Genomic DNA, 18,327 nt, shown 5'->3' with positions numbered 1-18,327 from the left:
AAAACAAAATCTAAAGCCTAATATTTAAAAAAATTAGATACTTTTGTCCCAGAAAAATAGAGCAATGGCAAAGAATTTAGTTATAGTTGAGTCCCCTGCAAAGGCAAAAACAATCGAGAAATTTCTAGGAAGTGATTTTCAAGTAGAATCCAGTTACGGGCATATTGCTGACTTACCTTCCAAAGAAATTGGTGTAGATGTAGAAAATGGTTTTAAACCCAAATACGAAGTTTCTGCCGATAAAAAAGCGTTGGTCACTAAATTAAAAGGATTAGCAAAAAAAGCCGAAATGGTGTGGTTAGCAAGTGATGAGGATCGCGAGGGTGAGGCTATTTCTTGGCATTTAGCCGAAGAATTAAAATTAGATAAAACCAAAACCAAGCGAATTGTTTTTCACGAAATTACTAAAACTGCGATTCTAAAAGCGATTGATAATCCTCGTGAAATCGATTATAATTTAGTAAATGCGCAACAAGCGCGACGTGTATTAGATCGATTGGTTGGGTATGAATTGTCGCCTGTACTTTGGAGAAAAATAAAAGGCGGACTTTCTGCCGGACGTGTGCAATCAGTCTCTGTTCGTTTGATTGTGGAACGTGAAAGAGAAATTCACAACTTTAATGCTGTTGCAACATATTCTGTTGTGGCGGAATTCACTAACGAAGCTGGAAAGTCATTTAAAGCTAAACTGCCTAAAAATTTCAATACTAAAAAAGAAGCTGAAGATTTTTTAAATAAAAATATAGGTTCTACATATAAGGTAGCTGATTTAGAAACCAAGCCTACCAAAAAATCACCAACTGGTCCATTTACAACTTCTACTTTGCAACAAGAAGCAGCGAGAAAATTGTATTTGCCTGTTGGAATTACCATGCAACTCGCACAACGTTTGTATGAAGCTGGACTTATCACTTATATGAGAACGGATAGTGTGAACTTATCCAAAGATGCGATGGAAGCTGCTCAGGCTGAAATTATCAAGTCCTATGGAAAAGAGTTTTCTAAACCGCGAACATTTGTTAATAAAAGTAAAGGCGCACAAGAAGCACACGAGGCGATTCGTCCTACGGATATGTCCCGTCATACGGTAGATATCGATAGAGACCAGGCGCGTTTGTATGATTTAATTTGGAAAAGAACATTGGCTTCACAAATGAGTGATGCACAATTAGAACGTACTAACGTGAAAATTGAAGCAAACAATCACGGTGAAATATTCACGGCATCAGGAGAAGTGTTGCTTTTTGAAGGTTTCCTTAAAGTATACTTAGAAGGTCATGATGACGATGAAGAAGAGCAGGAAGGAATGTTACCAGCGATGAAAGTCAACGAAAAATTACAAAATAATTACATTACTGCGACAGAGAGATATTCTCGTGCAGCTGCAAGATATACTGAAGCTTCCTTGGTGAAAAAATTAGAAGAATTGGGTATTGGTCGTCCTTCTACTTATGCGCCAACAATTTCTACGATCATCAATAGAAATTATATAGAGAAAGGAAATTTGGATGGACAAGAACGTAATTATACGCAATTGACTTTGCAATCCGGGAAAGTAGGAGAGAAGTTATTGAAAGAAAATACCGGTTCTGATAAAGGGAAATTAGTTCCTACCGATATAGGAACGATTGTTACGGATTTCTTGGTTAAGAATTTCGGAAATATTTTAGATTATAATTTCACTGCAAAAGTGGAACAGGATTTTGATGAAATTGCCGAAGGAAATATCGTTTGGACGAAAATGATGCAAGAATTCTATGATCAATTTCACCCAATCGTGAAAGATGTAGAAGCGAATGCGGATAGAGAAAGTGGGGAGAGAATTTTAGGAATAGATCCAAAAACAGGGAAACCAGTTTCGGTGCGTTTAGGGAAATTTGGACCAATGGCACAAATTGGAGCAGCAGATGATGAAGAGAAAAAGTTTGCTAGTTTAATGGCAGATCAAAATATTGGAAACATCACTTTAGAGGAAACTTTGAATTTGTTCTTATTGCCAAAAAATCTTGGAGAATATAAAGGAGAAGAAGTTGAGGTAAGTAACGGTCGTTATGGTCCTTATATTCGTCACGGTGCTGCTTTTGTTTCTTTGCCAAAAGGTGAAAATCCACTAGATGTAGATTTTGAAAGAGCACAGGAATTAATTGATGAAAAAGCACTAGCCGATGCTCCAATTGCTGTTTACAAAGGCGAAGGAGTACAAAAAGGAACGGGTCGTTTTGGTCCCTTTATCAAATGGGACGGCTTGTTTATAAATGTGAGTAAGAAATATAATTTTGATAATTTGTCTCAATCGGATATTGAAGCGTTGATTGAAGATAAATTGCAAAAGAATATTGATAAGGTTTTGCATAATTGGGAAGAAGAAGGAATTTTAGTTGAAAAAGCCCGCTGGGGTCGTTCAGTTATTACAAAAGGTAAAATCAAAATTGAATTAAGCAAAGATGTTGATGCTACAAAATTGACATTAGAAGAAGTTCAGGAAATGATTGCCAAGAAAACACCGGCTAAAAAAGTAGCTGCTAAAAAAGCACCTGCGAAGAAAGCAGTCGCAAAGAAACCAGCAGTTAAGAAACCCGTAGCAAAAAAGTAAAAAATGGAATTTGATTTTCTTAAACCCCTAGATGATGAAATCCTAGACTTTATAAATGGATTGACTTCTCAGCAACTTGGAAGTAAAATAGTTTTACACACTAATGAACAATTTCCGGATTTAAATAAGATTAAAATTGCTGTTATAGGCGTTTTAGAAAACCAAGGAGATAAAAAAGCGGTTTCTGATGTTGATTTAGTACCACTTAGAAAAGAGCTTTATGGGTTGTTTCCAGGAAATTGGGATGCTTCTATTGCTGATTTAGGAGACATTTTAGCAGGAAACTCTACTGAAGATACTTATTTTGCATTAAAAAAAGTAGTTGCAAGTCTAATTAAGAAAAAAATTACACCTATCGTTATTGGCGGTTCTCAAGATTTGACGTATGCGCTATACAGAGCTTACGATGATTTGGAACAAATGGTCAATTTAGTTTCCATTGATAACAAATTTGATTTTGGTAAGGACGAAGAGGAAGTTTCGGCTTCTTCTTATTTAACAAAAATAATTGTAGACGAACCAAATAATCTTTTCAATTATTGTAATATTGGGTATCAAACGTATTTTAATTCGCAGGAAGAAATAGATTTGATTGAAAAACTATTTTTCGACGCCTATAGATTAGGAGAAGTTTCTAATAATATATCTATTTCGGAGCCTGTTTTTAGAGATGCCGATTTAGTAAGTATTGATTTGAATTCGGTTAAATCATCTGATTCTGGAAATTTTATTTCGTTTGCACCAAATGGTTTTAATGGAAAAGAAATTTGTTCCTTGTCGCGATACGCAGGGATAAGTGATAAAGTTTCGTCATTTGGAATATTCAACCATAATAATTCGGCTCAAGAATCTGTCATCATAGCACAGATAATTTGGTATTTCATAGAAGGGTTTCATTATCGTTCTAATGAATATCCTTTTGGGAGTAAAGAAAATTATTTAAAATACATTGTCCCATTAGAAGAAGAGGAACTAGTTTTTTATAAAAGTGATAAAACGGATAGATGGTGGATAGAAATTCCATTTATTTCAAATGGTAATAATAAACTAAAAAGAAATACGTTATTACCATGTTCCTATGAAGAATACTTATTAGCATGTAACCAAGAATTACCTGAAAGATGGTGGAAAGCTCAACGTAAGAATATTTTATAATTTAATATTTGAGATTTACAATTCAATCCTTGAAAAGTGTTTAAAAATTAATATATTTTATAAGCTTAAATGTAGGAAAAGCATAAAAAAAATAATTTTAATGCATTTTATCGGTTATTTTTGCATTTTGTCGATAAAATATTTTTTTTGTATTTTATTTAACATTATTTTTGAGCTCGAATTAATTTCATAGCAAAAATATTGTTTTATTAATAAATAATAAATAGGTTTACACACTTAAAAAATAATGAATAGATAACCAATTTTATATGAAGAAGTTCATTGCATATACGTCAATTTTGGCCCTTTTAATCGGCTGTGGTAAATCAAGCGATAAAGGAGAATTAGTTGGTATTAATGGAGGAAAATGGCATCCTGAAAAGCCTTTCGGAATGGCTTTAATTCCTGGTGGTGCTTTTATTATGGGTAAATCAGATGGTGATTTAGCTAATGTGGAAGATGCACCTACTAAAACAGTTACTGTGCGTTCATTTTATATGGATGAAACGGAAATTACCAATAGTGAATACCGTCAATTTGTAGAATGGGTAAAGGATTCTACTATGAGAGTTAGATTAGCTATTCTTGCTGATGAAAGTGGTCAGACAGCTGGAGCTGGAGATCCTAAAGGTAAAGGTAAAAATGCTGGAAGTATTGGTGATTTTGCTTTTAATGATTCAGATCCTGAAAAAATGACGGCTTATGATAAATACATGTATGATAATTATTATAGTGTAGGTACTGCTGATGATCCGTATGCAGGAAGAAAATTGAACAAAAAGGTGAAACTAATCAAAGATACTAAGTTGTATCCTGATGCGTATTACGCGGAAGTAATGGACTCAATGTATTTGCCAATAGAGGCTTCATACAATGGATTAAGAACTATCGATGTAAATAAATTGAAATTTCGTTACTCTTGGATGGATATCCAGGCAGCTGCAAAAGCTAAAGTTGGAAATAGAAAAAATTTCATCAGAACAGAAGAAGTAAAAGTATATCCTGATACTACAGTTTGGATTAAGGATTACGCTTATTCTTATAACGAGCCTATGCACAATGATTATTTCTGGCATAAAGCTTATGGAGATTATCCAGTAGTAGGAGTTAAATGGACTCAGGCAAAAGCTTTTTGTGCTTGGAGAACTTTAAATAAAAACACTTACATAAAATCTAAAAAGAAAGGTCACGATTTAATTAATTCATTCAGATTACCAACAGAAGCAGAATGGGAATATTCAGCAAGAGGTGGTTTAGAATCAGCTACTTATCCTTGGGGTGGTCCTTATACTAAAAATGACAGAGGTTGTTTTCTTGCTAATTTTAAACCTAATAGGGGGGATTATGCAGCAGACGAGGCTTTATACACTGTAGAAGCAAAATCGTATGAGCCGAATGGTTATAATCTTTATAACATGGCCGGAAACGTTTCTGAATGGACGGATTCATCTTATGATCCAAATGCTTACGAATATGTTTCTTCAATGAACCCTAATGTTCAGGATTATAGAAATCAAAGAAAAGTAGTTCGAGGTGGATCATGGAAAGACGTTGCTTATTTCCTTCAAGTAAGTACTCGTGATCATGAATATGCAGATTCTGCGAGAAGTTATATTGGTTTTAGAACTGTTCAGGATTATATGGGGCTTCAAACCACTGGGAACGGGAAAAAGAAATAAATAAATAAAAGAAACCAAATCTATATCTATTAAATTAAAAAAAAACTATTATGGCATTACTAAGTAAAAAACACATGAATTTCGCATACGGTATGGGAGCTGCGGTTGTAATTATTGGAGCATTATTCAAAATTACACATATTGAATTTGGAGTCATAACTGGAAATTTAATGCTTACAATAGGTCTTGTTGTTGAAGCTGCAATCTTTGCTCTTTCTGCTTTTGAACCAGTTGATGATGAATTAGATTGGACATTAGTTTATCCAGAGCTCGCTAATGGTAAACCTGCTGGAGAAAGAAAACAAAAAGTAGAAGCTCCTGCTGATACTCAGGGATTATTGTCTCAAAAATTGGATGCGATGTTGAAAGACGCTAAAATTGATGGAGAATTGATGGCAAGTTTAGGAAATAGTATCAAAAATTTTGAATCAGCAGCTAAAGGAATTGCTCCGACTGTAGATTCTATTTCTGCAACTAAAAAATACAGTGAAGAACTATCTATGGCTGCGGCACAGATGGAATCATTGAATAGCTTATATAAAGTACAATTAGAAAGTGCTTCAAGAAATGCTGAAGCAAATAAAGAAATTGCTGAAAATGCAGGAAAATTGAAAGAACAAATGCAATCTATGACTGCAAATATTGCTTCATTGAACAATGTTTATGGTGGTATGCTTTCTGCAATGGGTAATAAAGGATAATTAGTTTCAAACGATATAAAAACAACAAACTAATTAGTAGAAAATATGGCAGGAGGAAAACTAACCCCTAGACAAAAGATGATTAACCTAATGTACTTGGTTTTCATCGCGATGTTAGCTTTAAATATGTCCAAAGAGGTGTTATCAGCTTTTGGGATTTTAAATAATAAAATAGTAGAGTCTAACTCTATAACTGATACCAGAAATGAAAGTTCATTTCAACAATTAGCTCAAAAAGCAGTGGATCAACCAGGGCAATTTGGAGATAAAAAAGCTAAAGTTGAAAAAATTAGAGCTTTGTCTAAAGAGTTTAACGACTACATAGAAAATATCAAAACTAAGGTTACTACCAAATTTGAAAGAGATGCCGAAGGAAATTTGCCATACGAGCAAATGGATAAAGGGGATTTAATTGACAGAATGTTTTTTACTGGAGATAGAGTTTCTAAACAAGGTAAAGAGTTTTTAGATAAAATCAATAATTTCTCTACTCAGATAAAAGCCATTGGTGGAAGTTCAATTGCTGAATCTGAAATGAAAAAGATTGAAGCAAGATTTGCTACAAAACCAGTTTATTCTGAAAAAGCAGGTGCTAAATTAGATTGGATTGATTACAACTATAAAGGATATCCACTTATTGCTACAATTACTAAATTGTCACAATTACAAGCTGATATCAAAACAACGGAAAGCGATGTAATGACAGGAATGTTTCAATCGGATTTAGTTGCTGCAGCCTCACTTACAGCTTACCAACCTATTGTAGTTCTTGATAAATCTGTTTTCTTTCAAGGGGAAGCGGTAACGGGAAAAATTATTTTAGGTAAATTTGATCCTTCATTAAAAGCAAAATCTGTTATTGTAAATGGATCTAGTGTACAAGCGCAAGCAGGTCAAGCTAAATTCTCTTTTGGAGCAGGTAATATTGGTGAACATGCTATTGGCGGTTCATTTAATTTTGACGAAAATGGGAAAGTGGTTAGCTTACCTATTAAAGATAAATATGTTGTTGTTGCAAGACCAAAGTCGGCTACGATTTCTGCTGATAAAATGAATGTAGTGTATAGAGGTGTTGTAAACCCAATGACTATTTCTTTTGCAGGTGTTTCAGCTGATAAAGTTTCAGCTAGTGCTCCTGGATTAAGTTCTGCGGGTGGTGGTAAATACAACATGAGTCCAGGTTCAGGTTCTGAAGTAGTTATTAATGTAACTGGTGCTCTTCCTGATGGTTCTAAAGTTTCGGATAAGAAAACCTTTAGAATAAAAGGTATTCCTGGTCCAACTGGAACTATTAGAGGAGAAATGGGTGTGGTAAAAGGACCTAAATCAAATTTACAAATTGCTACAATTGGAGCTAAATTAGTTGATTTCGACTTTGAAGTTGGTTTGAATGTAGTTGGATTTAATTTGAAAGTAACAGGCCAGCCTACTGTAGTTGTTACAGGAAATAAATTGAATGCACAGTGTAATGCAGTACTTTCAAAAGCAGTTAGAGGAGATCAAGTTACTATTTCTGAAATAAAAACAAAACTTGTAGGTGCTGGTAATTATTTATTGCCAAGAACTGCTCCAGTAATTTTTGAAATACAATAAATAATAAGTAAGTTTATATTTGACCTACTTCAATTCTTATTATGATACCATGATGAATGTAAGAAATTTTTTAATCGCTATAGTCTCTATTACGGGAAGTTTTGCTTCTTTTGGGCAGTCTAATTTGCTTAATGCAAAAACTCCTGACCAAATTGGACTTAAAACTGCGGCACAGCTCATTTCAGATAATGATAAGCCATTAGTTTATGGTTATGTACATGATAGAGATGTTTTAATGGGTAAGACTACATGGGAAATTATTGACTTAAGCGAAAAAATTAATTTTGCTTTGTACTTTCCTATTGATACTGCAAATATTGGATCTGATAGAAGATCCCTGTATGATGTGCTTACTAAAGCTTTGAAAAACGGTAAAATTACTGAGGTGTACACTGACAGTTATTTCAATACTAAAAAATCGATGCAAGATATTCAAACTTCATTGACTCGTATTGACACAACTGATGCAGGTAGAGAGCAAATAAATGCAGGAAATCAAATATCGGATGAGTATATTTTAAAACAAGACTTAGCGGCTCAAGATGTAACCCAATACAAAATTAAAGGATACTGGTATTTTGACAAACGTCAGAGTGAGTTGAAGTATCGTTTGTTGGGAATTTGTCCTGTAACTCCGGATGTTTATACCATGAACAGTGATGAAAAAGATTATATCGAATTGTTCTGGGTATTCTTCCCAGCAGCAAGGGATGTTTTGCATGAAGCAAAAGCTTTCAATGATAAAAATTCAGCGATGCCAGTTTCATTTGATCAAATATTAAACTCTAGGCGTTTTAATAGTGTTATTTACAAAGAAGAAAATGTATACGGCGATAGAACTATCGAAGAATACATGAAGGATAACGCTCAAAATCAATTATTAGAATCAGAAAGAGTAAAAGAAAAAATTCGTAATTTCGAACAAGATATGTGGAATTATTAATGCTGATTTTAAAATATAATAAAAAACTCTTACTGTAATGGTAAGAGTTTTTTTGTTTTAATGTGTTTACTTTGCACTTATTTTTAAGGTATTATTTCAAATGATTGATTATTTAATTGTAGGTTCTGGTTTAGCGGGTATTTCATTTGCAGAGGTTGCTTTGCGTAATGACAAATCTATTTTGGTTTTGGATAACAATTCTCAAAATTCATCCAAAATTGCTGGAGGTTTGTATAATCCGGTTATTTTAAAGCGTTTTAGTGAGGTTTGGCAAGCCCAAGAGCAATTAGCGATTATGAATGAATTTTATACTTTTTTAGAAGAAAAACTAAATTGTAAAGTTGATTTTAAAAGTCCAATTTTGAGAAAATTTTTTTCTGTCGAAGAACAGAATAATTGGTTTGCAGCTTCAGATAAGGTTGCGCTTGCTCCTTTTTTATCTACACAGTTGATTTCTAAAAAATATGTTGGGATTGATTCCCCTTGCGGATATGGTGAAGTTTTACAAACGGGTTATGTAGACACCGCTTTATTATTAAATAAATACAGAGAATATCTAAAAGAAAGCAATTTATTTCAAGAAGAAGCATTTGATTATGATGATTTACAAATTGAAAGTGATGGTATTCGTTATAAAGATATTCACGCCAAGCATATCATTTTTGCGGAAGGTTTTGGTATGCATGCCAATCCTTATTTTAATCAGTTGCCTTTAGACGGTACTAAAGGAGAGCTTTTCATTATTAAAGCACCTCAGTTGGATTTAGATGTAATTGTCAATACGAGTGTATTTATTTTGCCTTTAGGGGATGATTTATTCAAAGTTGGAGCAACATATAATTGGAAAGATAAAACGGATTTGCCTACTGAGGAAGGAAAAACGGAATTAGTAGAAAGGATAAAAGAAATTATTAGCTGTGATTTTGAAATTATAGAGCATTTTGCTGGTGTTCGACCTACAGTAAAAGACAGAAGACCATTAGTGGGAACACATCAAAATTATGAGTCAATACATATTCTAAATGGTCTGGGAACTAGAGGAGTTATGCTAGGACCAGCAATGGCAAAAGCATTATTTGAGAATATTGAACGCCAGGTGCCTTTAAATAAGGAGATTGACATTAACAGATTTCTACCTAAAGGAAAGAAATAGTGTTATTTTAGTTTGGTTTTTGGATCATAGGAAACAAACATATTGATGTATATGTTTCTGGACCAGCGCAAGACAAATGGAAATAAGACAATAAGTGACGCAATTATAGCAATAAAAGCCACTTTTAGGCTGGAGCCAAAGATTACAAATGAGATTATGAAGGCTGCAATTCCAACTGTAACATTCAATCCGTAACTGACATACATTGCGCCGTAAAAAAAAGAAGGTTCAATTTGATATCTTAAACCACAATGGCTGCAATTTTCATGCATTTTCAAGATTTTGTTGAAATGTAACGGATTTTTATCCAAATACATACTCTCATTCTGACATTTAGGACAAGTTCCTGTTAAAATGCTATATAATTTGGATCCTTTTTTTAACATTTGCAAAAAATTTAATTTTTCCTTTCTTAGAGTTACAAATTTACGCATTCGAAAAGGAATAAAATAACAATACATGCTTAATATACACAATTTATCCGTTTCGTTTGGTGGTACTTATTTATTTGAAGAAGTTACCTTTCGATTGGGTGCCGGAGACCGTGTGGGTCTTGTTGGGAAAAACGGAGCGGGGAAATCTACCATGCTTAAAATGTTAGCAAAAGATTTTGCTCCTGATTCAGGTGTTATTTCTCAGGAGAAAGATCTTCGTATGGGATTCTTGCGTCAAGATATCGATTTTGAACAAGGAAGAACAGTTCTGGAAGAAGCGTATGAAGCTTTTACTGAGATAAAAATTGTTGAGAAAAAGCTGGAAGAAATCAATCATTTGTTAGTTACAAGAACGGATTATGAAAGTGATGAATACAGTCAAATCATTGAAGACTTATCTGATTATACACACCGTTTTGAATTATTGGGCGGATATAATTATGTGGGTGATACAGAGAAAATTTTACTTGGTTTAGGTTTTAAAAGAGATGTTTTCGATAATCAAACCGAAACTTTTTCTGGTGGATGGAGAATGCGTATCGAATTAGCCAAATTATTATTACAAGCAAATGATGTTTTGTTACTGGATGAGCCTACGAATCACTTGGATATAGAAAGTATCATTTGGTTAGAAAGTTTTCTGCGTAATTATCCTGGCGTTGTGGTGATTGTTTCACACGATAAAATGTTTTTAGATAATGTCACCAATAGAACTATCGAAATTTCCCTTGGTAAAGCATATGATTTCAATAAACCGTATTCTCAATATTTAGAATTGCGTCATGAAATTCGTGAAAAGCAATTGGCTACTCAGAAAAACCAAGCCAAAAAAATTGAAGAAACAGAAAAATTAATCGAAAAATTCCGTGCTAAAGCTTCTAAAGCATCAATGGCACAATCATTAATAAAAAAATTAGATAAAGTAGAACGTATCGAAGTTGATGAAGATGACAATTCGGTGATGAATATTACTTTTCCAGTTTCAAAAGAGCCAGGAAGAGTAGTTATAGAAGCCGAAAATGTTACCAAAAGCTACGGGGACAAAACGATTTTGAAAGATATCAATTTGTTAGTGGAGCGTGGAAGCAAAATAGCATTCGTTGGACAAAACGGACAAGGAAAATCGACTTTCATTAAAGCTATTGTTGATGAATTCGAATATAAAGGAAATATCAAATTAGGGCATAATGTACAATTAGGGTATTTTGCGCAAAATCAAGCGGAATACTTAGATGGTGAAATCACCTTGTTACAAACCATGGAAGATGCCGCCGCTGATACAAACCGAATGAAAGTACGCGATATGTTGGGTTCTTTCTTGTTTCGTGGTGATGATGTGGAGAAAAAAGTAAAAGTGCTTTCTGGAGGCGAAAGAAACCGTCTGGCGTTGTGTAAATTGTTGTTGCAACCAATCAATGTTTTATTGATGGATGAGCCTACGAATCACTTGGATATCAAATCTAAGAATGTTTTGAAAGCGGCACTTCAAAAATTTGGCGGTACTTTATTGCTTGTTTCTCACGATAGGGATTTCTTGCAGGGAATGTCAAATTTAGTGTATGAATTCAAAGACCAAAAAATAAAAGAATATTTAGGTGACATCAACTATTTCTTGGAACAGCGCAATATGGAAAATATGCGTGAAGTTGAGAAAAAAGATGCGCAGAAAGCAGCTGCACCTAAAGAAAGTAATAAAGCTTCTTACGAAGATCAGAAAAAAGGAAAAGCGTTGCAGAATAAATTAAGCAAAGTGGAGAGTCAAATCAAGCAATTGGAAAAAGACATTCAGCAAGATGATAAAATGCTGGCCTCTAATTATGACAAACACATTGAAGATGCTAAGTTTTTTACGGCATACAACAAGAAAAAATCTGAATTAGACAAACTGTTGTTAGATTGGGAAGTTGTTCAGGAAGAAATAGATAATTTATAAAAACGAGAGTTCCATTTTTGGAACTCTTTTTTTATACAATAATTCCAATCATTTTTGAATGTGCTATGGCTTCGCTGCTGTTTTGAAAATAGCAAACAGAAACTTTCAGGGTTTCTAAATTTTTCAAAATAGCTGTTACTTTTTCTTTTTTAGAGTCACCGGTTTGCCTAATGTAAACTGCTTTTACGGTTACTGGGAAAATTTTACAAATGGCTTCATATAAAAATGCATCATGCTGTGAATCATCTCCAAGAAGTACATATTCTAAGTTTGGGTAAAATTCTAGAATGTGTTTTATTTTGTCAAACTTATGGTTGTGATTGCCTCTTCCGGTCAAGAAAAAATCAGTGAGACTTGTTTTAATATCTTTCAATAATAAAACAGCTTTTGGGAGCTGATGAATTTCAGTGAATTTTGTGATAAAACGATACAAATTCCATTCGCTGCTGGAAACATAGAAAAAAGCATTGAATTCTTCTTTATTTTCCCTTCCTGCTGTGCTTAAAGCTTGATAATGTGTCACAACGTCTTCGTATATTTTTCTCTTATTTACGTTTTTAAATAATAAAACATATAGTTTTTTCAAAGGATTCAACGTGTGCGAAACTAAAAAAGTGTCGTCAATATCAGATATGATTCCTAAATTTCCTTTGTGAGGTCGAATATAACTGTCTCTGGTTGTTATAGATTCATTTTTGTAAACAATACTTACTTCATAATCAATCCATCCATAATTAGTGTTTTGGTCTAATGGAACACAGAATTTAAAATAACCGTCGACTAATGTTTTGGTATGAATTTTGGCATTGTTGTGTTTCAAGTATACATCGGCGTTTGCCTGTGTTTTTATTTGAAACATTTTAATTACCGAAGTAGCATTTTTTAGATTCTTTTTTTGAAAATTATATTCTTGTACTGTTGTTGGTTTAAAAACATGCCCCATTACAATCAATTCCTGTTCATTAGCATAGCCGCGATATAATTTTAAAATTGGTTTCATTTATTGTAGTACTTTTGAGTGTTGTTGAAATTAATTATTTTTAATCAATAAAAGAAGAAAAAGTTTGAAAAATAACATTATGCTGGTTGTAAATCCAATTTCTGGAGATGTTGATAAATCAGAGTTGATTGATGCGACAACAATTTTTGCCGGTAACGAGAATTTAAATCTTGTGATTTATAATACTTCGGGCGTCTCTGATATTGAGAATATAAAAGTGCTCTATGAAACCTATAATCCGGAACGAATTATTGTAGCAGGTGGAGATGGAACAATAAAAATGGTTGCTGAAGCTATGGAAAACCATGACGTTATTATTGGAATTTTACCCGCTGGTTCTGCCAATGGTTTGGCTGTCGATTTAAATTTACCATCCTCAATTGAAGAAAACCTCGAAATTGCATTTCATAATGACTACATGGAAATAGACATGATTTCCATCAATGGAAAAAAAAGTATCCATTTAAGTGATTTGGGTGTAAATGCAGAAATGATCAAGAACTATGAAAATAGTAGTATTCGAGGAAAATGGGGATATGCGATACAAACGGTCACAACTTTGATTGATTTAGATGATCCTTTTACAGCAACAATAACAGGCGATTTTGAAACAATTGAATGTACAGCAAGAATGATTGTAATTGCGAATTCTCAAAAATACGGCACCGGAGTTTCTATTAATCCCAATGGTGTTATGGATGATGGAAAGTTTGAATTAGTTATTTTGAAAAATTTAGATTTGGTAGTACTTGGAAAAATCATTTCAGGGAATATGCCTATAGATTCAGACGATGTTGAGATAATTTCTACTGATAAAGCAATCGTTAGGACAAATACCCCAGTTAGTTTTCAAATTGATGGAGAATATTGTGGTACTGAAACAAAGCTTGATATTAAAATTTTACCCAAACAAATGAAAGTGGCTATTCCTAATTTAAATAGTGGAGTTATTTAAATGGGTTTCGTTCCTGCCAGTTAGTTTCTGGTTCCAGATATCTAAATATTTTTGGCATATAAGAATTGACTATTTGATTGCTATGCGCAATAAATCCATACATTTTTATAGGTTTTGCACCAACAGAACTTTTAATTTCCAATGCCGTTCTTGCAAACACAATTTCCTTAAAACCTTTATTGATGGAATATGCTATCATGTCATATAGCATGTTTAAATACAGCATTTTTTCGCGTTGAATGCTTTCGTCATACCCTAAGAAATACGTGTCCATTACAGGACCGTTTTTTATTAAAGTATTAAACCCAATTAATTTTTCATCAATAAAATAGCCATAAAAAAGGAATTTGTCTTTAAAGATTTCTTTAAAAACTCTAAAATGATTTTTAGGTAGAAAAAAAGTATTGAAAGGAGCATTTTTGGCCACATGAAGATACAAGTCATAAATAGTATCTTCCAGAGCTATGATCTCTTCCAGATGTAATTTTCTTTTCTCAATAACGGTTGCTTTTTTTCGGGCTCTTTTATATTGATCTCTGTATTTTTTTGAAAGTGAGTCAATGTAATCTTGCTCTGATTTCCAGTTTTCATTAATGTGAAAAACCATATTAGGTTGTGTCGAAAACTGATAATCATTTTTGAATTCCGGAATGCCAAAGTTCGTAATGTCTTCTTTGTGGAAATCTTTATAGGTGGTAATATGAATCTTTTTCCCTTTAGATTGGAACATTTTTTTCAATGCTGTTGTTGCTGATCTTAAGGTATGCAGTGCTTTCTTTTTATCAATAGATTCAGATAATGCAAAAGAATTTTGACCAGTCAGCATATTGTTTCCAATCACTAGAACATGAGAACCGAAATTTCTGAAAACTAAATTTCGAACAGTAGTTTTAATACATTTATCCCGATCTCCAAAAGATTCCAGTTGGTTTAAATCTAAAAATTGAGAAAGAGCAATGCCAACTAAAGTTTCATTTTCGAATAATCCAATATAATGACACACCATATTTTCTGGAGATGATTTTTCTAAAATCTCCAGGTATTTTTTGGATAAAAAAATGGTTGAAACAGCTAAGTCATCCCAGTTTGAAGGAAGTTGCGCTGTAGTACTATAAATTTTAAAAGAATAAGGTGTGCTCAAATTGAAGAGAAATTTTTTTCAAAATTAGTTAATAAAGTTAAAGTATTTCTCAATGTCTCGAAATTAACTAACTTTATATAAATTAAAAAAGTAGATTATGAAAACCTATTCAGCAGAGACAATTCAACCAGAGTTAAAAGCGCTCAAAGACTGGCAATTTGCTACTAACGGAATTGAGAAAAAGTTTATTTTTTCAGATTTTAGTCAAGCATTAGGTTTTATAGTACAAGTAGGAGTGATGGCCGAGAAAAGAAATCATCATCCGGAATTGTTCAATGTGTATAATAAAGTGACAATTAGGCTGACTACACATGACGCAAACGGTGTTACGGATAAGGATTTAGATTTAGCAAAAGCTATTGACGGAATCCAATGAAAAAAATAAATTTCGTCTTGTATTGAACCAAGACGAAATTTATTTTATTTTTTTTAAAATTATTTCCAAGCACAAATAATTCCACCCATTATCATAAAGCATACAATCCAAAAACCGCCAGTGACAAGAGTGTATTTGAAACTTCTTCTTTCGTATAGCGCATTAGTTCCTATAAGTGGTAATGCTAAAAACAGGCCGGTCATAAAGCCGTGTAATGCTCCGTGTTTGAATGATCTAAATGCTAATCCATAATCTGCCATGAAAGCTCCATAAGAAGGTTTTGCGATACTAGGATCTCCGCCAACCATTCCTAAAGCGCCAAATTGATGGATTGTTAACATCTGGAGTATAAGGCTTATAAAAAAAGCGTATAATAATGAAACTCCAAATGTCAGGAGCATATTTCCTCCTTTCATTTTTTCTTCCGTCAAGCCGGATTCTTTCATCCAAATTGTTCCAAAAACTTTTGGATTGTACCAAACAAATCCTACCACAAGTGTAGATAAAGCAGCGACAAAAAGTGCTAGAAAATTGATTTCCATATAATTGGGTTTAAAAATTAGTAATCAAATTTAATAAATTAATATTTAATTAAGAAAATCAAACATTATTGTAAGATATAACTCTATAAAAAGTAAAAAACAGTGTATTTTGTCGATTTTATTTGCATAATAGCTTCGTTGTGTATAGTTTTATATGTATTAAAGAACTAAAGCTAACGTTATGAGAAATATAACTACTCTATTTTTAACCCTTTTGTTTTCATTTTCAATGTTTGCAGATGTGTCTCAGTCAGAGAAAGATGCGTTGGTAAAACTGTATCAATCTACAAATGGAAATCAGTGGAAAGTAAAATGGGATTTAGCATCGCCAATTTCTACTTGGCATGGTGTTAAGTTACAAGACGATAAAGTAATTTCTATTAATTTAGATAATAATAATTTGGTTGGTGAAATTCCCGAAGAAATTTTAAATTTAGTAAGTTTACAAGAATTGGATTTGCATAAAAATCAAATATCAGGTACGATTCCTTCTTCAATAGGGAAATTAAAAAAAATGAAAGTATTGAATCTTTCTTTCAATAGAATATCAGGAACAATTCCTTCTTCTATTTGTGAAATGAGTAATTTGAAAGATTTAGAATTGTATATGAACGCAATTTCAGGAGAATTACCAATGCAAATTGGAGCTTTAAACCAATTAGAAACACTTTCTTTATTCAATAATGAAATAGTAGGGCAAATTCCTAATTCATTATATGACATAAAAACGTTAAAAACATTGCTTTTAAACAGTAATAAACTTTCGGGAACATTAAGTAATGAAGTGGTAAACATGACATCACTTGAAAATCTTAGTTTATTTGATAATAAAATGAATGGTCAAGTACCTTTAGAACTTGAAAAATTAGATAAATTGAAAGAAATGAATATTTCTTACAATATGTTTAATGGTATAATATCTAGAAATTTAGCGGTTTTAGATACATTGAACATGACAATGATAAATGATAAAGGAGTAGCGTTTTTATTAGAAGTGAATACTGGTAAAAATACTGCGATTGCCTCTGAGGATTAATTTAGAAATAGAAAAGAGTTTGCACTACTCTTCGATATTACATATTTAGTTGTTTTAATAAACTTAGTTTGTCAATACCTGCGAAGCTTTCTTCGCAGGTTTTTTGTTTAAATTACTTTAGAGTTTAGAATTTAAAAAAAATATCTTTTAAGAGTGATTTGATGCTCTTGCAAGTATAACTGAAGTGTTTTTTTATTACTTAAGTTTGAATTCTTTTAAGTATATAAAATGCTAAAAACAAATTCATAAAATACTTAATATTTTTAAAACAAAAACCTCCAGATTTCTCTGAAGCTTTCTAGTAGCGAGTAATCTTGAAAAGTCTAACGAATTTATTGTTGATCTTTATAAAATTGTTTGTGTTAATGATGATATTTAAAATAAGTAAATTTTTAAATTGAAAATCCTTGATTTTAAATTATTGTAAGTTGAATATCTTGTTCTTCAAAATTTTCTATAATGACCTTGTCGATAATTTATTTGAAGACATGAAGTTATTGATTTTAATTAGCATTAGATCAAATTCTATTATGGTCACAAAATGAATAAAAAGCCTGCAAAGTATTAATTTTGCAGGCTTTTTTTGGTTCGACAAAATCGTCGATAGTTTTAATTAATAGCCCCTTGTTTTTTACCGAGTTTATTGTTCAAATCATTTAAAGCATTTTAAATTATAGGGTAAATTTTTGACAGCAGGACTTTAAAAAAAAATTGATTTGTAATTGTTTTAAACTGTTTGTCAATCTTAAAATTTTTGTAATAAATTATTTTTTACTTCTCGATACAAAAGTTAATTCATAAAAAAAATTGTCTTTTAATATCGTAAATGTGAAAAAAAATAATCTAAGACTTTGGCCAATTTTTTAGCTAAGTTGATTACGTTTAAAAAAAAACTTCGAAAAAAAATATTTAAAAATAGTGTTGTTTTTTCTTTCTTTTTTATGGTCATTTAGTTTAACAGCTCAATATAATGCTGAAGATTTGATACCTTTTATTGAAGATACTTTTGGGAATCTGACAGCGCAAGGAACTGTATCTGGCGGGTTAGCATGCCTCTTTTGATCGGCTTCGAACTGCCGAGATTGATAGCTGC

The 18,327-nt window shown here is 32.4% G+C and carries 15 protein-coding genes; 11 read left to right on the top strand and 4 right to left on the bottom strand.

The annotated features are described in order from the left end of the window. The first annotated feature begins 64 nt into the window (after window positions 1-64). From topA to ACNQF8_RS01225, 7 genes are all read left to right on the top strand, one after another. Entirely contained in the window at window positions 65-2,593 is a 2,529-nt protein-coding gene (gene topA / locus ACNQF8_RS01255; RefSeq protein WP_417952760.1) for a type I DNA topoisomerase, read from the top strand. A gap of 3 nt (window positions 2,594-2,596) precedes the next feature. After that, the gene (locus tag ACNQF8_RS01250; RefSeq protein ID WP_417952759.1) at window positions 2,597-3,748 is read left to right on the top strand and encodes a formimidoylglutamase; all 1,152 of its coding nucleotides are present in this window, start codon (window positions 2,597-2,599) and stop codon (window positions 3,746-3,748) included. A gap of 269 nt (window positions 3,749-4,017) precedes the next feature. Continuing rightward, window positions 4,018-5,427, top strand: coding sequence for a T9SS ring complex lipoprotein PorK/GldK (porK, locus tag ACNQF8_RS01245; protein ID WP_417950471.1), 1,410 nt, complete (start codon window positions 4,018-4,020; stop codon window positions 5,425-5,427). Window positions 5,428-5,477: 50 nt separating this feature from the next. Further along, window positions 5,478-6,128: a type IX secretion system motor protein PorL/GldL gene (porL, locus tag ACNQF8_RS01240; protein WP_417950470.1), complete on the top strand. Its 651-nt coding sequence runs from the start codon at window positions 5,478-5,480 to the stop codon at window positions 6,126-6,128. A 45-nt stretch (window positions 6,129-6,173) separates the two neighbouring features. Next, entirely contained in the window at window positions 6,174-7,721 is a 1,548-nt protein-coding gene (porM, locus tag ACNQF8_RS01235) for a type IX secretion system motor protein PorM/GldM (protein WP_417950469.1), read from the top strand. A 52-nt stretch (window positions 7,722-7,773) separates the two neighbouring features. Next, window positions 7,774-8,664, top strand: a complete 891-nt coding sequence (gene porN / locus ACNQF8_RS01230; RefSeq protein WP_417951281.1) for a type IX secretion system ring subunit PorN/GldN — start codon at window positions 7,774-7,776, stop codon at window positions 8,662-8,664. Between the two features lie 100 nt (window positions 8,665-8,764). Further along, window positions 8,765-9,817, top strand: a complete 1,053-nt coding sequence (locus ACNQF8_RS01225) for an NAD(P)/FAD-dependent oxidoreductase (RefSeq protein WP_417952758.1) — start codon at window positions 8,765-8,767, stop codon at window positions 9,815-9,817. A 2-nt stretch (window positions 9,818-9,819) separates the two neighbouring features. Here ACNQF8_RS01225 and ACNQF8_RS01220 read toward each other — a convergent pair whose 3' ends face one another. Further along, a complete protein-coding gene (locus tag ACNQF8_RS01220; protein ID WP_417950467.1) occupies window positions 9,820-10,203 on the bottom strand; it encodes a DUF983 domain-containing protein in 384 nt (127 codons plus the stop codon). A 73-nt stretch (window positions 10,204-10,276) separates the two neighbouring features. Here ACNQF8_RS01220 and ACNQF8_RS01215 point away from each other — a divergent pair, with 73 nt between their 5' ends. Next, a complete protein-coding gene (locus ACNQF8_RS01215; protein WP_417950466.1) occupies window positions 10,277-12,184 on the top strand; it encodes an ABC transporter ATP-binding protein in 1,908 nt (635 codons plus the stop codon). Window positions 12,185-12,215: 31 nt separating this feature from the next. On the opposite strand, the gene ACNQF8_RS01210 is transcribed toward ACNQF8_RS01215, so the two are convergent. Further along, window positions 12,216-13,184, bottom strand: a complete 969-nt coding sequence (locus ACNQF8_RS01210) for an App1 family protein (RefSeq protein WP_417950465.1) — start codon at window positions 13,182-13,184, stop codon at window positions 12,216-12,218. A 64-nt stretch (window positions 13,185-13,248) separates the two neighbouring features. On the opposite strand from ACNQF8_RS01210, the gene ACNQF8_RS01205 reads away from it, so the two are divergent. Further along, entirely contained in the window at window positions 13,249-14,139 is an 891-nt protein-coding gene (locus tag ACNQF8_RS01205) for a diacylglycerol/lipid kinase family protein (protein WP_417952757.1), read from the top strand. Here ACNQF8_RS01205 and ACNQF8_RS01200 read toward each other — a convergent pair. Then, a complete protein-coding gene (locus ACNQF8_RS01200; RefSeq protein ID WP_417950463.1) occupies window positions 14,132-15,280 on the bottom strand; it encodes a GNAT family protein in 1,149 nt (382 codons plus the stop codon). The genes ACNQF8_RS01205 and ACNQF8_RS01200 overlap by 8 nt on opposite strands. Window positions 15,281-15,377: 97 nt before the next feature. On the opposite strand from ACNQF8_RS01200, the gene ACNQF8_RS01195 reads away from it, so the two are divergent. Then, entirely contained in the window at window positions 15,378-15,656 is a 279-nt protein-coding gene (locus ACNQF8_RS01195; RefSeq protein ID WP_417950462.1) for a 4a-hydroxytetrahydrobiopterin dehydratase, read from the top strand. Window positions 15,657-15,715: 59 nt separating this feature from the next. On the opposite strand, the gene ACNQF8_RS01190 is transcribed toward ACNQF8_RS01195, so the two are convergent. Continuing rightward, window positions 15,716-16,198: a DUF1761 domain-containing protein gene (locus ACNQF8_RS01190; RefSeq protein WP_417950461.1), complete on the bottom strand. Its 483-nt coding sequence runs from the start codon at window positions 16,196-16,198 to the stop codon at window positions 15,716-15,718. Window positions 16,199-16,379: 181 nt separating this feature from the next. On the opposite strand from ACNQF8_RS01190, the gene ACNQF8_RS01185 reads away from it, so the two are divergent. After that, entirely contained in the window at window positions 16,380-17,234 is an 855-nt protein-coding gene (locus tag ACNQF8_RS01185) for a leucine-rich repeat domain-containing protein (RefSeq protein WP_417950460.1), read from the top strand. Window positions 17,235-18,327: the final 1,093 nt, after the last annotated feature.

Source organism: Flavobacterium labens (genome assembly GCF_048286755.1).
In the GTDB taxonomy this organism is placed as follows: domain Bacteria; phylum Bacteroidota; class Bacteroidia; order Flavobacteriales; family Flavobacteriaceae; genus Flavobacterium.
This window is presented reverse-complemented; position numbering and strand designations above follow the sequence as displayed.